The 15,338-nt window shown below is 46.5% G+C and carries 11 protein-coding genes; 7 read left to right on the top strand and 4 right to left on the bottom strand.

Annotated features, from left to right (window positions below):
- Window positions 1-117 precede the first annotated feature (117 nt).
- Both ACBR23_RS18780 and ACBR23_RS18775 read right to left on the bottom strand, forming a co-directional pair.
- On the bottom strand, window positions 118-411 hold the full coding sequence (locus tag ACBR23_RS18780) for a DUF4276 family protein (RefSeq protein ID WP_371113960.1): 294 nt from the start codon (window positions 409-411) through the stop codon (window positions 118-120).
- Window positions 408-1,562, bottom strand: a complete 1,155-nt coding sequence (locus ACBR23_RS18775) for an AAA family ATPase (protein ID WP_371120002.1) — start codon at window positions 1,560-1,562, stop codon at window positions 408-410. The genes ACBR23_RS18780 and ACBR23_RS18775 overlap by 4 nt, the downstream gene beginning before the upstream one ends.
- A 326-nt stretch (window positions 1,563-1,888) precedes the next feature.
- Between ACBR23_RS18775 and ACBR23_RS18770 the strand changes: the two genes are divergently transcribed.
- The gene (locus ACBR23_RS18770) at window positions 1,889-2,644 is read left to right on the top strand and encodes a DUF561 domain-containing protein (protein WP_341736230.1); all 756 of its coding nucleotides are present in this window, start codon (window positions 1,889-1,891) and stop codon (window positions 2,642-2,644) included.
- Between the two features lie 70 nt (window positions 2,645-2,714).
- On the opposite strand, the gene ACBR23_RS18765 is transcribed toward ACBR23_RS18770, so the two are convergent.
- Window positions 2,715-3,359, bottom strand: a complete 645-nt coding sequence (locus ACBR23_RS18765; RefSeq protein ID WP_371113957.1) for a hypothetical protein — start codon at window positions 3,357-3,359, stop codon at window positions 2,715-2,717.
- Window positions 3,360-3,443: 84 nt separating this feature from the next.
- Here ACBR23_RS18765 and ACBR23_RS18760 point away from each other — a divergent pair, with 84 nt between their 5' ends.
- Window positions 3,444-4,091 carry a DUF2301 domain-containing membrane protein gene (locus ACBR23_RS18760; protein WP_371120003.1) on the top strand — a complete coding sequence of 216 codons (648 nt, stop codon included), beginning with the start codon at window positions 3,444-3,446 and terminating at the stop codon, window positions 4,089-4,091.
- 66 nt (window positions 4,092-4,157) lie between these two features.
- Complete coding sequence (locus tag ACBR23_RS18755; RefSeq protein WP_371113955.1) at window positions 4,158-4,811, top strand: YdcF family protein; 654 nt, start codon at window positions 4,158-4,160, stop codon at window positions 4,809-4,811.
- A gap of 306 nt (window positions 4,812-5,117) precedes the next feature.
- Here the strand turns inward: ACBR23_RS18755 and hisD are convergent, their stop codons facing one another.
- A complete protein-coding gene (hisD, locus tag ACBR23_RS18750; protein ID WP_371113954.1) occupies window positions 5,118-6,431 on the bottom strand; it encodes a histidinol dehydrogenase in 1,314 nt (437 codons plus the stop codon).
- Between the two features lie 726 nt (window positions 6,432-7,157).
- On the opposite strand from hisD, the gene rpsT reads away from it, so the two are divergent.
- From rpsT to ACBR23_RS18730, 4 genes are all read left to right on the top strand, one after another.
- The gene (rpsT, locus tag ACBR23_RS18745; protein ID WP_341736226.1) at window positions 7,158-7,457 is read left to right on the top strand and encodes a 30S ribosomal protein S20; all 300 of its coding nucleotides are present in this window, start codon (window positions 7,158-7,160) and stop codon (window positions 7,455-7,457) included.
- Between the two features lie 161 nt (window positions 7,458-7,618).
- Window positions 7,619-8,398 carry a TatD family hydrolase gene (locus ACBR23_RS18740; protein ID WP_341736225.1) on the top strand — a complete coding sequence of 260 codons (780 nt, stop codon included), beginning with the start codon at window positions 7,619-7,621 and terminating at the stop codon, window positions 8,396-8,398.
- An 808-nt stretch (window positions 8,399-9,206) separates the two neighbouring features.
- Window positions 9,207-12,596 carry a DNA-directed RNA polymerase subunit beta gene (rpoB, locus tag ACBR23_RS18735; RefSeq protein ID WP_371113953.1) on the top strand — a complete coding sequence of 1,130 codons (3,390 nt, stop codon included), beginning with the start codon at window positions 9,207-9,209 and terminating at the stop codon, window positions 12,594-12,596.
- A gap of 566 nt (window positions 12,597-13,162) precedes the next feature.
- Complete coding sequence (locus tag ACBR23_RS18730) at window positions 13,163-15,037, top strand: DNA-directed RNA polymerase subunit gamma (protein ID WP_371113951.1); 1,875 nt, start codon at window positions 13,163-13,165, stop codon at window positions 15,035-15,037.
- The last annotated feature ends 301 nt before the right edge of the window (window positions 15,038-15,338 follow it).

Here is a 15,338-nt window from a genome sequence, read left to right as displayed (position 1 = left end):
TTGGCTATGAGCCTTATACAGGAACAGGGTTTTTTCACCTGTGCGATCGTAAATAGGAATTTAAAAAACCCATCTTTGGGTTTTTTTGTTTGAGGAATTCCGCAAGCGATTACCAAGTCAAGGAATCAGATCCCCGTTACAAAGTAATAGAATCGTATTTACAAACGCCTTCAATTCAGGGCATTCATTTACAGCCTTCATCAAGTCTTGATCTTTTAATATCCTTGGGGCATCCCGCGTTTTACTATAGCTGTCCCGACATTTACCAAGTTCAAAGATTTCTTGAATGTGTTTAGAAGGCGGTTTAGGATCGAGGTCTGGCAGTTGCTGCAAACGCGACATCAGAAAAGTTCGCAAGATAGGCATAAAAGCTTTTTCTGTTTTTCCTTCCACTATGATGGCAATTTTCATGGTCTGCCTCCAATGATATTCATTGCCCAAAGCTGATCTAAGCTATAATCTTTTAACCAGTGTTCTAAGTCTATAGAGTCAGCCCAAGCTAGAGTTGTTAATCCATCTTCAGCATTGCAGACAAGCACCTCTTTAGGCTCTAAAAATCCGATCAGTCTATCTGAATGAGTTGTTACAATTAGTTGAGTTCTTTGAGAAGCTTCTCTCATGGCATCCGCTAACAGTTGTAACAACTCTGGATGTAAACTAACTTCCGGCTCATCAATCAGCGTGACAGCAGTTAAATCTCGACTTTGCAATAGGGTTATTAACCAGAGAAACCGTAGCGTTCCCTCGGAAAGTTGGTGCATATAAAAAGGATGAGAAAAATTTCTATCCTTCCAAGTCATTGCTAAAGTTCCTGCCGCTACTGGAGGAAAACTCAACCTTTCAAAATCAGGAAATGCCGCAGCAAGCGTATCTTCGATAATTTCAAATCGATTGGGGTCTGTTTCTCGCAGATAATAAAGGCATGAAACTAAATCTTCTCCCTTAGTACCGGGTAAAGTTGCAGGCCGCATAGATTGAGGTAAACGGATGGGACTTTGAGGGGCGAGATTCAATTCCCATGCTTTATAAAAACTGCACGAAGCTAAATTTTGCCTCAACGTTTCCGGTTCCCGATACATCTTAGGAACTTGGGCGAGGGAGGTTTCGTAAGGATTATGTTGCCAGTTTGGGCGTTGTAGCTTTTCATCCTCTGGATTAAAATATATGACATCTAAACCGCGAGATTCAATATACTTAAAAGGTCGTGAAGCAGAGAGATTACGTTTTTGAATGAGAGTTTCTAAACCAATTTCATAGAACTGACCTTTGGTTGCAATTTCTAGAGAATAGTTGAGCGGTTCCTGATTCTCTATAGGCATCAATAAGGAGATTGACAAGCTATCAGCCCGGTCTAATGTTACCGTCTGATTTAGACCGCCCAACTCTGAAATTTTTGACTGTAACTGACCCTTGGCTGATGCTGCTAGAAGTGAGAATATTTCTAAAAAAGAACTTTTCCCAACACCGTTAGCACCAATCATGACTGTCAGAGGTCGCATTTCCACCTCTGCTGAAAACAAACGGCGAAACCCATCGATCTTTAGACGCTCAAATGTGTTCATAATTTTTGTAGTTGAGCTTGTAGAATCTTAATATGTACAATATATGCACAATTTTACTCCGCCCGAACGCTTTTTTCCATAATGTCTACAAATTGCGATAGTCACTAAGTAATTAAGAATTAATTATTAAAAATCACCAAGTGCTCAAGGGGAGCATCCCGATTTTGCATAGGCGAAGCATGACCGCAGAAAATTTATTAGTGATAACGAGAGATTTACAGCGGTCATGCTTCGCCCCTACGAACATATTTGCAAAATTGAGATGCACCCTGCTCAAGTCTGTGTCAAAATGATTTTACGAAATTTTCTAAGTTGGAAAACTAACGATGACTGTAAATCCTAAATTGCAGCGCGCATTTGAGCAAGGCCGCGCCCTGAAAATTATCAGCGGTTTGAATAATTTTGATGCCGCCAGAGTTGCGGCTGTTGTCAAAGCAGCGGATCTCGGCGGTGCAACATTTGTTGATATTGCAGCCGATCGCGATTTGGTAATCATGGCAAAAAAATTGACAAATTTGCCAATTTGTGTATCAGCAGTAGAGCCCCAAAAGTTTGTCTCTGCGGTAGAAGCCGGTGCAGATTTGATTGAAATTGGTAACTTTGACTCTTTCTACGCTTCAGGTCGCCGCTTTGAAGCTGCCGAAGTTTTGGAGTTGACTCGCCAAACTCGATCGCTACTTCCCAACATCACCCTTTCTGTAACTGTTCCCCATATTTTGACCTTGGACCAACAGGTGCAATTAGCCACAGAATTAGTCAAAGCTGGCGCTGATATTATCCAAACAGAAGGCGGTACCAGTGCTCAACCAGTTCACGCCGGCACTTTGGGATTGATCGAAAAAGCAGCGCCTACTTTAGCCGCCGCCTTTGAAATTTCCCGCGCCGTATCGGTTCCCGTACTTTGCGCTTCTGGCATCTCCAATGTCACCGCACCGCTGGCTATTGGCGCCGGTGCAGCGGGTATTGGTGTCGGTTCTGCCATCAGTCAACTTAATAGCGAAGTCGCGATGATCGCCGCTGTTCGCAGTTTGGTTGAAGCTTTAGCCAAGGTAGAGCGATCGCACTTAGCTACTTCCATTTAAACAGCTTCCAACTGATATCTTTTAGTCGTTACCAGGCTCTTCCTGGTAACGCAGATGCTTTGGATCTGCCTCAATGATTGATAAACCACACTGAATAATCATCCAAAAAAACCTTATTTGGGGATTTTTCATCACTGCTTTTTAAATTCACTAAAGGCAACACAAAATCTCGGTTATCGCTGAGACGCTTTACCTCTACAAGGATGCCATTTTTCTGATAAACAGTATCCTTAAACTGTTTGATTTCAAAGATGTCTGTGTAAGAAGATTTAGTTTTTGTGGTTTTTTTATATTCTTTTTTGTTGCCCGAATCACTACCCAAATCTTCTTCCCAAATAAACAATTCTCTGCCTGTGACATGACAGGGTAATTGCAAATTATTTTTGAGGTATGTTAAATAGGTAAGGAGATTTTTAATCCCAACTTCAATACTTTGAGAATTCAATATTTGAGCAATTCTCTGCTCGAATTGTTGGAGATCTAACAGGGTAATTCCATCCATACCTGTGACCATTGCGTGTTTAATCAAGTTAAATTCAGGAATGCCCATCAATAGACGCTGAAGGCGATTTAGTGGTTTCTGCTTTCTACCTGCTACAATAGTTTCATCAAGCTGAATCGGAGGAAGCTCAGCTTCCGAAGGTAGGGATTTGCTCTGGTTTGGACTATCGTCAAATTTAGGCTTTTTAAATCTAGGCTTGTCAAAGTTAGACATAACTGGAGTTGGTGGTACTGGTTTATGAATAAAGTATATCTTGACAGAAGTACATTCGTCTGTAATACATAGGAGGAAGCTGCGATGCAACTATTAAAATCCCCTGAAGAATCGGCAGTCTATCAAGGGCAATTTGGCGAGTTTACGATTACTCAAAGCGATCGCACGGGTGTGATAATTTACCGTGCAGCGTTAGGGGTAGCTGCCACTTGTTGGGCGATCGGCACTACCCTCGTACTGCAACAGGGTGACAACCCAACCGCCATCCAAGCAATAACGCCGATTTTTGCTTGTTTCTGGATAGCTTTAGGCGTTAGTTTGGCAACTATTCATATTTACATGATTGCCTTACACCGACTGTTACAAATATTTTGGGCGATCGGTGGCGCGGCCGCACTTTTTATCGCCATACAAAGCACAGAACCCCTAGCTTTAGCAGTTTACGAACATCCAGCAACTTTGTGGGGAATTGGTTTTATTTTTGCCGCATTAAATGGCATCTATTTCAAAGAAGCTTTCTGTTTCAATCGCTTAGAAACTAAGTTTTTGACTCCCGGAGTTCCGTTCTTAATTATCGGACATATTGGCGGTTTTCTTTCAGGGGAAAACGAACAATTATTACTCGCTGTTTGGGCAGTTTTGTTTATCATATTTGCAGTCCGTAAGTTTTTTCAACCTATCCCCCAAGATATTGGTGACAAAAGCGTGTTTGAGTACCTCAAAAATCAATAATTATTGCAGCATAATCCTAGACACACCAAAATCAAAGAAACCTGGTTTTTTTGTTAAACACAGACCATGAAAATCAGTCTCATACGTCGGCGAGAAAAGTGGGCAATTACCAGGGAAGGTTGGGTAATTGCAATCATGGGATTAATAATTGCAATGATGTTGATAGTCAAAAATATCCATCCGTTTTTGGCGGTAAATTCGCCCGTGAAAGCAGATATTTTGGTAGTAGAAGGCTGGTTGCCAGATTACGCGATCGAAAGTGCGATCGCCGAATTCAAACAAGGCAAATATCGCCAACTAATTACCACAGGAATTCCCTTAAGTAAAGGCTACTACTTAGCTGAATATAAAAATTATGCTGAACTCACCGCGGCCACTTGCATTGCCCTCGGATTCGATCGCGATAAAATCATCGCAGTACCCGCAGCCAATGTCCTCAAATACCGTACTGCTGCTTCGGCGATCGCACTTAAAGAATGGCTTGCTACCTCAGCTTTAAAAGTGGATGCCATTAATCTGTATTCCTTTGGAACTCACGCCCGCAGAAGTTGGCTCATCTTTAAAGAAGTCCTGCATCCAGAAATTCAAGTGGGAATTATCGCAGCAGAGCCCCAAGATTACAATCCTCAAGAATGGTGGAAATCCAGCGAAGGTTTTCGCATAGTAACAGGAGAAATTATTGCTTATATTTACGCCATTTTTGTAGATTGGAAAATTTAGCTAAAACCCTAGATATTTTGTTCAAGGGTTTGATAATTCCTCGATTCCCCAATACATATCTGAATTATTCAGATGCTACCGGATTTGATATCATATAAAATCCTCTCTTAATCGTCCTGTATTAAACTCTCTCTTCTCTTCCTTCGCGTACTTCGCGCCTTCGCGGTTAAATCATTCCGATACAACCGGATTTGATATCAAACCCCAACAGCCTCACGCAGCCTCAAGCGTTTTTGGTCCCACACTATATCGCTTCGATTAGTGTGGGTACTTCCGTCTGTTTAGCTAAAATTTACTCTTTAGAACCTAAAATTCTACATCCTCGTCGTTTTCAGTCCGCAGTCGCACCGAATCAGCATGAGAAGGCAAACCCTCAGCTTCGGCCAAAACATTAATCGCCTTAGCCATCTTTTTCAGTGCAGTCGGCGAATATTCTATCAAACTTGAATGCTTCATAAAAGTTTCGACACAAAGTGGTGAAGCATAGCGAGGAGCTCCTGAAGTCGGCAAAGTATGATTCGGTCCCGCCAAATAGTCTCCCACCGCTTCCGGTGTCGAGTAGCCCAAGAAAATCGCCCCAGCGTGGCGAATTTGCTCTAATAAAGCCCAGGGATCTGCAACTTGCAATTCCAAGTGTTCGGGAGCAAACTCGTTAGAGAGTTCCGCCGCCGCCTTGAGAGACTCAACTACTACGACTAAACCATAATTGGCGATCGCCTTTTCAGTTAAAGTCCGGCGTGGGTGATTTGCCAACTGTCTATCTACCTCAGCCACCACCTTCCTCGCCAACACGGAATCCGCCGTCAGCAAAATCGCCGACGCCATCGAATCATGTTCAGCTTGAGCCAACATATCCGCAGCGACGTGGACGGGGTTAGCATCCCCATCAGCGATAATCAGCACTTCCGACGGGCCAGCCAGAGAATCAATCCCTACAGTCCCGTAAACCAGTTTTTTCGCTAAGGTAACGTAAATATTCCCCGGTCCAGTAATTAAATCCACCTTCGGAATAGTTTCCGTACCGTAGGCCAAAGCCGCGATCGCCTGAGCTCCACCTACGCGATAAATCTCATCAACTCCCGCTTCCTGAGCCGCTACGAGCACCGCAGGATTCATTTTCTTTTCCTGTCCGGGGGGAGTACACATCACCAGTCTCGGAACTTTAGCGACCTTAGCAGGTACCGCATTCATGATCACCGAGCTGGGATAGGATGCCTGACCGCCGGGGATGTAAATTCCGGCGCGATCGACCGCAGTATAGCGCTTGCCCAAAACTACCTCATCCGAGCCAAACTGTACCCAAGACTTGGGGACGCGCTGTCGGTGAAACGCCTCTACCTGTTTGCAAGCTGTGCGGATGGCACTTAATAATTCTTTGGGCACCTGCTGGTAAGCAGCGTCCAATTCAGAGCCACTCACACGTAAATCTTCCGCATTTAGGGTCATGCGGTCAAATTCAGCGGTGTAGTGCAGCAGGGCCTTATCGCCTTTGCGCTTTACAGCTTGCAGCACCTCCCGCACGGTGGCTTCTTTGTGAACAACAAGTTCGTCATGGGTGCGATCGCAGATTCGTCGCAGTTCAGCTTGTGCCTCAACCCACTGAGTAATGATTCGCAGCATGGAGATTCGGAATGCCTTCCTTAGGAATTGCCCGCCTGAGAACCGGGTGGCGATGGAGAGGAGAGAAGATCGGAGCAAGAGGGGGGAGAGGGAGAGCGGGAGAAGGGGGGAGAATGGGAGAACGGGAGAAATTGTCTTCTGCCTTTTGCCTTCTGCCTTGTGCCTTTTGCCTTCTGCCTTGTACCTTTTGCCTTCTGCCTTCTGTCTTCTGCCTTCTGCCTTCTGTAAATGCTTCTTGCCGAAGCTAGAATAACCCGTACTCTTTGTTATAGCTTAACTTGGATTTTTCCGGGAATCACATTTTGAGCAGAATATGTGCTATGTTAGTTTTTCTGACGTAATTTTTTTATAAAAAACCCTCAAATATTGTATACTCGAAAATTGCGCGCAATAAACCGTGACTTGTAGGGACCATTGTAGTTTGGTCTCCATCGGGTTAGTCGGTCAGCGTCAAACTCAGTGCCTGCAACGCGCAGATCTAAGCGATGCCTGTGACTTTAGTCACTGGGTTGTTTAACCTTCGGAAGCCGAGCCGAGCAACGGTTGCGTAAAATCAACCTCTACTATTACAGGAAGCATCCTGTTTGGGTAAATCGGCTGGCTGAATCAAGCATCTCAGTGTCTTCAGACCTGAGAGTCTCAAAAACTAGAGAAAGCAGAGATATTTCTGGAAATTTCTCTGGTAGGGGCAACTATCAATGAATACCTACTTCCAGCAACTGAACTATGGCAAATATTAAGTCCGCCGTTAAACGAGTCCAAATCGCTGAACGCAACCGCTTGTACAACAAATCTTACAAGTCAGCAGTAAAAACCCTGATGAAGAAGTATTTTGCAGCGGTTGAAAAATACGCAGCCACTCCGAGTCCTGAGTTAATGCAAGAAGTGCAACAGCGGATGTCAGAGGCTTACAGCAAAATCGACAAAGCAGTCAAAAAAGGTGTACTCCACCGTAACAATGGCGATCGCAAAAAGTCGCGCTTGGCGAGAACTCTCAAACCCCATGAAGTATCCGTAGCATCTTAAAGAAGCAGGAAGCAGTGATGAGTTAGTTGTTATTTGTGAGTGGTTGTTAGTTTTTAATAGCTAAGAACGGATAACAGATAACCAAGAGCCGACTCTCCCCCTGTCCTTCCTCAAACTCGCTCACTCACCCACTATTCTTTTGACTTGTACTTGTCTCGCTCATGCAGCTCATCGACACCCACGTTCATATCAACTTTGATACGTACAAATCTGAGTTAGAAGCCATTCGAGAACGCTGGCGGGAAGCTGGAGTAGTTCGTTTGGTTCATTCTTGTGTAGAGCCAGAAGAGTTTGCCGGAATTCAAGCAATCGCCAATCGGTTTGCTGAAGTATCCTTTGCCGTAGGCCTCCACCCCCTAGACGCAGGGAAGTGGACAGAGGAGACTGCAAACCAGATTAGGGAATTGGCGAGTCAAGATGCCAGAGTAGTGGCGATCGGCGAAACCGGACTAGACTTTTACAAAGCGGACGATCGAGAACACCAGTTCAAAGTATTTGAAGCACAACTCGCGATCGCCCAGCAACTAGACAAACCGGTGATTATCCACTGTCGTAACGCAGCGGCCCCCATGGCAGAAATGCTGAGGGAATTTTGGCAAACTCGTGGTCCGGTGCGCGGAGTCATGCACTGCTGGGGAGGAACACCAGAAGAAACCCAGTGGTTTTTAGACCTGGGTTTCTACATCAGTTTTAGTGGTACAGTCACTTTTAAAAAAGCCTTGCAAATACAAGAATCAGCTTGTATGGTAAATAGCGATCGGCTCCTAGTCGAGACAGATTCGCCCTTTCTCGCCCCCGTACCAGAACGGGGAAAACGCAACGAACCAGCCTTCGTGTACCACGTAGCCGCGCAAGTTGCTAAATTGAGAGGAGTTTCTCTCTTAACTGTGTCCCAGCAGACAACAGAAAATGCCTGTCGGCTATTCGGCCTTTCACTTTAACTAAAGCCGAACAGAGGAAGGAGGAAAAAAGCCAGTCCCAAAAGAAGTTAGGTAGATTAACAGTAAGACTTTTTCTAAAATATGCTAACAATAGCTTAGATTTGGTAGATGTCTTTATGCGATCTAGAAACTACCTGTAGAGCAGTAAATTCACCTAATTAAACCAAAAATACAGATGAGTAAAAAGCTGGCTGCATAAGTCTTCTTCTTTCTTCCTGACACGATTCGTGACCGGAAACCTGCAAGCTCCCGTAGTCGAAGGGTCGAAGGGTCGCAGAGCCTTATTCCTTCTACTTACTGCCATATCAGTCGGCACCACGAATATGTTATCGTTTGAAGTTGGCCATCGATCGGATTTGCGCCCTATAATCAAAAGAACAAGCCGATCGAGCGTTGGCGCACTACTAGGGCGATAGCAGTTTCCGAGAAACTGCAAGCGAAAGTTAGTATTGCACCGACCAGTCCGGCCAAACAATCAACTAATACACCGGAAAAATACACATCTAAAAAACTGGGGTCTTCAGAAATTTGGCGATAGCTGAAAAGTAAATTCTAGGAATGAAATGTGTAGGGAATTAAAAATAGAACACCAAGAGATCGGCACAAAAAAGATCTCGATCGAAGCCAAAATGAACAATAATCCGCTGCGAGCTACCCGCAAAAATAACCGTTGCAGTAGTTGGTAAGCGATGGAAAACATCATATAAATTCTCTCACACAATCTCTCAAAAAAACGAAAGCAAGGTAAAAAACGCCCCGGTTGGGCACCATGTAAAAAGCTAGAGCTTTCTCAGGAAAAAGGACACCCATGACCAGTAAAGATTACACAGAATTCGCATTCACCTTGCCCGACCTGATCGAAATCCAGCGGGCAAGTTTTCGCTGGTTCCTAGAAGCCGGACTCATCGAAGAACTAGACAGCTTCTCCCCCATCACAGACTACACAGGGAAGCTAGAACTCCACTTCATCGGCAAAGACTTCAAACTGAAGCGCCCCAAGTACGATGTAGACGAAGCCAAACGACGGGACAGTACCTACTCAGTACAAATGTACGTCCCCACCCGTTTGATTAACAAAGAAACAGGCGAAATCAAAGAACAAGAAGTCTTCATCGGCGATTTGCCCTTGATGACAGAACGCGGGACCTTCATTATCAACGGCGCAGAACGAGTCATTGTTAATCAAATCGTGCGTTCCCCAGGCGTTTACTACAAATCAGAAACCGACAAAAACGGCCGCCGCTCCTACAACGCATCTCTGATTCCCAACCGTGGCGCATGGCTGAAATTTGAAACCGACAAAAACGATTTAGTCTGGGTCAGAATCGACAAAACCCGCAAACTCAGCGCCCAAGTCTTGCTCAAAGCTCTGGGACTCACAGACGGCGAAATCTACGACAGTTTGCGGCACCCCGAATACTTCCAAAAGACGATCGAAAAAGAAGGACAATTCGGCGAAGAAGAAGCCCTGATGGAGCTCTATCGCAAACTAAGACCGGGGGAACCCCCCACGGTAGCAGGTGGCGAACAACTACTCAATTCCCGATTCTTCGACCCCAAACGATACGACTTGGGCAGAGTAGGACGCTACAAGCTCAACAAAAAGTTGAACTTGACCGTCCCAGACACAGTGCGCGTGTTGACATCCCAGGATATCCTGACCGCGATCGACTATTTAATTAACCTCGAATTCGACATCGGCTCAACAGACGACATCGACCACCTAGGAAACCGTCGCGTCCGAAGTGTCGGAGAACTGCTGCAAAACCAAGTCAGAGTAGGACTCAACCGCCTAGAACGAATCATTCGCGAAAGAATGACCGTTTCCGATTCCGACTCCCTAAGTCCCACATCCCTGGTCAATCCAAAACCCCTAGTAGCAGCCATCAAAGAGTTCTTTGGCTCTTCCCAGCTATCGCAGTTTATGGATCAGACCAATCCCTTGGCAGAACTGACCCACAAACGACGCCTATCCGCCCTAGGACCAGGAGGTCTAACCCGCGAACGCGCAGGCTTTGCAGTTCGGGATATTCACCCGTCCCACTACGGTCGGATTTGCCCCATCGAAACACCTGAAGGCCCCAACGCCGGACTCATCGGCTCCCTAGCAACCCACGCCAGAGTCAACCCCTACGGCTTCATCGAAACCCCTTTTTACCCAGTCGAAAAAGGAAAGGTGCTGCGAGACAAAGCTCCCGTTTACATGACAGCCGATGAAGAAGATGATTTGCGGGTTGCACCGGGGGACATTAGCCTCGATGAAAACAACAACCTCCTCGGCGAAACCGTAGCCGTCCGCTACCGTCAGGAATTCACCACGACGACACCCATGCAAGTGGACTACATGGCAATTTCGCCAGTCCAAATCGTTTCCGTCGCCACATCACTAATTCCCTTCCTGGAACACGACGACGCGAACCGAGCTCTGATGGGCTCCAATATGCAGCGCCAAGCAGTGCCATTGCTCAAACCAGAACGACCACTCGTGGGTACAGGTTTGGAAGCTCAAGCAGCGCGAGATTCGGGGATGGTGGTGGTTTCCCGCACCAACGGAGAAGTTGTCTACATCGATGCCACCAGAGTAATCGTCAAATCCCTAGCCCCCGATGCTGAATCCCCTTCATCGGAAGAGTTGTTTATGATTCGGGATTATGACGAACTCAGGGCGAGAAATCCTTCGGCTTTCAAGCAAAAGTATGCTGGGTGCATCGAACATGAGTTACAAAAGTATCAGCGTTCTAACCAGGATACTTGTTTGAATCAGCGTCCGCTGATCTATGAGGGCGATCGCGTCGTAGCCGGTCAAGTCCTCGCCGATGGTTCCTCCACCGAAGGCGCAGAACTAGCCCTGGGACACAACATCCTCGTAGCCTATATGCCCTGGGAAGGCTACAACTACGAAGACGCGATGTTGATTAGCGAACGCCTGGTCTACGAAGATGTTTATACTTCGATTCACATTGAAAAGTATGAAATCGAAGCCCGCCAAACCAAACTCGGCCCTGAAGAAATCACCCGCGAAATTCCCAACGTCGGCGAAGACGCACTACGACAATTAGACGAACAGGGGATTATCCGCAAAGGCGCTTGGGTGGAAGCTAGCGACATTTTGGTCGGTAAAGTAACTCCCAAAGGTGAATCAGACCAACCGCCGGAAGAAAAACTGTTGAGGGCTATTTTTGGCGAAAAAGCGCGAGATGTCCGCGACAATTCCCTGCGCGTTCCCAACGGTGAAAAAGGCCGCGTTGTAGACGTGCGGGTGTTCACCAGAGAACAAGGCGACGAACTACCCCCAGGTGCAAACATGGTAGTCCGAGTTTATGTCGCCCAAAAGCGCAAGATTCAAGTCGGAGACAAAATGGCAGGCCGCCACGGGAATAAGGGTATTGTGTCTCGGATTTTGCCCATGGAGGATATGCCCTATTTGCCGGACGGGACACCGGTTGATATGGTGTTGAATCCCCTAGGTGTACCGTCACGGATGAACGTGGGTCAGATTTTTGAGTGCTTGCTGGGTTGGGCTGGGGAAAATCTGTCGATGCGGTTTAAGATGGTGCCTTTCGATGAAATGCACGGGGCTGAGAAGTCTCGCGAAACTGTGCACGGCAAGTTGCAAGAAGCGCGGGAAAAAACAGGCAAACCCTGGGTGTTTGATGAAAAACATCCAGGCAAGACTATTGTCTATGATGGTCGCACTGGTGAGCCGTTCGATCGCCCTGTGACAGTCGGCATCGCTTATATGCTGAAACTCGTCCACTTGGTAGATGACAAGATTCACGCCCGGAGCACCGGACCTTACTCGTTGGTAACACAACAACCTTTGGGTGGTAAAGCTCAGCAAGGCGGACAGCGGTTTGGGGAAATGGAAGTGTGGGCCTTGGAAGCTTTTGGGGCTGCTTATACTTTGCAGGAGTTGTTGACAGTAAAGTCCGACGATATGCAGGGCAGAAATGAGGCTCTAAATGCGATCGTCAAAGGTAAGGCAATTCCCCGCCCCGGTACTCCAGAATCTTTCAAAGTGTTGATGCGAGAATTGCAATCTTTGTGTTTAGATATTGCTGTTCATAAAGTCAACACATCCGATGATGGTAGCGAACACGTAGAGGTAGATTTGATGGCAGATGTCGGTGGCAGGCGATCGCCCTCTAGACCAACCTATGAATCTCTTTCCCGTGATGAACTAGACGAAGATATGTAGGTATTGGAGATAGTGGATTTGAGATTTTGAGCAACACTAAACCCAAAGTCTCAAATCAACCATCTCAAATAGAAAGCCTCAACATTGTTCGTACCACCCACCGGTAAGATTGCAAATCAACGCTCTAAAAGGGAGAGACGCTGAACATGACCATTGCAAGAGTTGTCCCAGCAATTAATGAAACAGAAATTCACCGCTCAACAGGCTGTATTAATTGGCAAAAAAATAAATTTGGCAACCATTCCGCACCCAAGCAGAACAACAGCAATCAGAATGGAAAAACAAAATTTAGTTATTAGTTAGTGGTTAGTGGTTAGTGGCGGTGTGCCGTGCCCTTCGAGTCCGCGCTTGAGTCAGCCGAGCCCCAGGGTCCGAACCGCTTAGTTGAAGCGTCGAAGTGTTATATGTTAGGGGAAGAACAAATAACCAAGAACAAATAACCAATAACTAATAACCAATAACTAATAACCTCCCCATCACAAATTCACCCCTGCTCAAACCATCGAGCCAACAAAAACAGTAAATCCACAAAAATCATCGACTGTAAATCATCAATTGGAGTCAAAATGGCTAAGTTAGAACAACGCTTTGATTACGTCAAAATAGGATTAGCCTCACCAGAAAGAATTCGACAGTGGGGAGAAAGAACCTTACCCAACGGTCAGATAACCGGAGAAGTAACAAAACCAGAAACAATTAACTATAGAACCTTAAAACCAGAAATGGACGGCTTATTTTGTGAGCGGATTTTTGGGCCGGCGAAGGACTGGGAGTGCCATTGTGGGAAATATAAGAGAGTGAGACATAGGGGAATTGTTTGTGAGAGATGTGGGGTGGAGGTAACGGAGTCGCGGGTGCGTCGTCATAGGATGGGGTTTATTAAGTTGGCGGCACCGGTGGCTCATGTTTGGTATCTGAAGGGTATTCCTAGCTATATGGCAATTTTGTTGGATATGCCTTTGCGGGATGTGGAGCAGATTGTTTATTTCAATGCTTATGTGGTGTTGAATGCGGGGAATGCGGATAAGTTGCAATACAAGCAGTTGTTGACGGAGGATGCTTGGCTGGAAATTGAGGATGAATTGTATAGTGAGGATTCGACTCTGACGGGGGTGGAAGTGGGAATTGGGGCGGAGGCGTTGCAGGTTTTGTTGCAGAATATTCCTTTGGAGTCGGAGGCGGAGAAACTGCGGGAGGATATTGCGAATGCGAAGGGACAGAAGCGGGCGAAGTTGATTAAACGGTTGCGGGTAATTGATAATTTCATTGCTACTGGTTCGCAGCCGGATTGGATGGTGTTGTCGGTGATTCCGGTGATTCCTCCAGATTTGCGGCCGATGGTGCAGTTGGATGGGGGACGGTTTGCTACTTCGGATTTGAATGATCTTTATCGGCGGGTGATTAATCGGAATAATCGGTTGGCTAGGTTGCAGGAGATTTTGGCGCCGGAGATTATTATTCGGAATGAGAAACGGATGTTGCAGGAGGCGGTGGATGCGCTGATTGATAATGGGAGACGGGGTAGGACTGTGGTGGGGGCGAATAATCGGCCGCTGAAGTCTTTGTCGGACATTATTGAGGGGAAACAGGGTAGGTTTCGCCAAAACTTGTTGGGTAAGCGGGTGGATTATTCTGGTCGTTCGGTGATTGTGGTGGGGCCGAAGTTGAAGATTCATCAGTGTGGATTGCCGCGAGAGATGGCGATCGAATTGTTTCAACCTTTTGTGATTCACCGGTTGATTCGTCAGGGGTTGGTGAATAATATCAAGGCTGCGAAGAAGATGATTCAGCGTGGTGATGCTGGGGTGTGGGAGGTGTTGCAGGAGGTGATTGAGGGTCATCCGGTGATGTTGAATCGGGCTCCTACTTTGCACAGGTTGGGGATTCAGGCTTTTGAGCCGATTTTGGTGGATGGGAGGGCGATTCAGTTGCATCCTTTGGTTTGTCCGGCTTTTAATGCGGACTTTGATGGGGACCAAATGGCGGTGCATGTTCCTTTGTCGTTGGAGTCTCAGGCGGAGGCGAGGTTGTTGATGTTGGCTTGTAATAATATTATGTCGCCGGCGACGGGGAGACCGATCGTGACTCCTTCTCAGGATATGGTTTTGGGTTGCTATTATTTGACGGCGGATAATCCTCATGGGCAGAGGGGGGCTGGTCGGTTTTTTGCGAATTTGGATGATGTGGTGGTTGCTTATGAGCAGAAGGTTGTGGATTTGCATTCTTATGTTTGGGTGAGGTTCCAGGGGGTTATTGAGAGTGGGGAACCGGAGGGGGAGCCTTTGAAGATGGAGCGATCGCCTGGGGGAATTGTGACTAAGGAGTATGAGTTTCGTCGGGTTCGGGAGGATGAGGAGGGGAATGTGATTAATCAATATATTCGGACTACTCCGGGGAGGGTTATTTATCATCAGACGATTTTGTCGGTGATAAATAATTAGGGCGAGGGTTGATGGTTGATGTGGAGTCAGTTGTCAACTGTTTGCTAAAAAAAGGTGACTGTTTGATACCAATTTTTTATGAGGCTGCATGGAATTTCGATCCCCCCTAACCCCCCTTAGGTCGGGGGGGACAGGATTCTTCTCCAAGTCCCCGCAACGATGCGGGGGGGACAAGATTCTTCTCCAAGTCCCCGCAACGATGCGGGGGGACAAGATTCTTCTCAAAGTCCCCGCAACGATGCGGGGGGACAGGATTCTTCTCCAAGTCCCCGCAACGATGCGGGGGGGCAAGATGCTTCTC

The sequence above is a fragment of the Microcoleus sp. genome (assembly GCF_041354475.1).
Taxonomy (GTDB): domain Bacteria; phylum Cyanobacteriota; class Cyanobacteriia; order Cyanobacteriales; family Microcoleaceae; genus Microcoleus.
The sequence above is the reverse complement of the archived record's forward strand: the minus strand, read 5'-3'. Positions and strand labels throughout refer to the sequence as shown.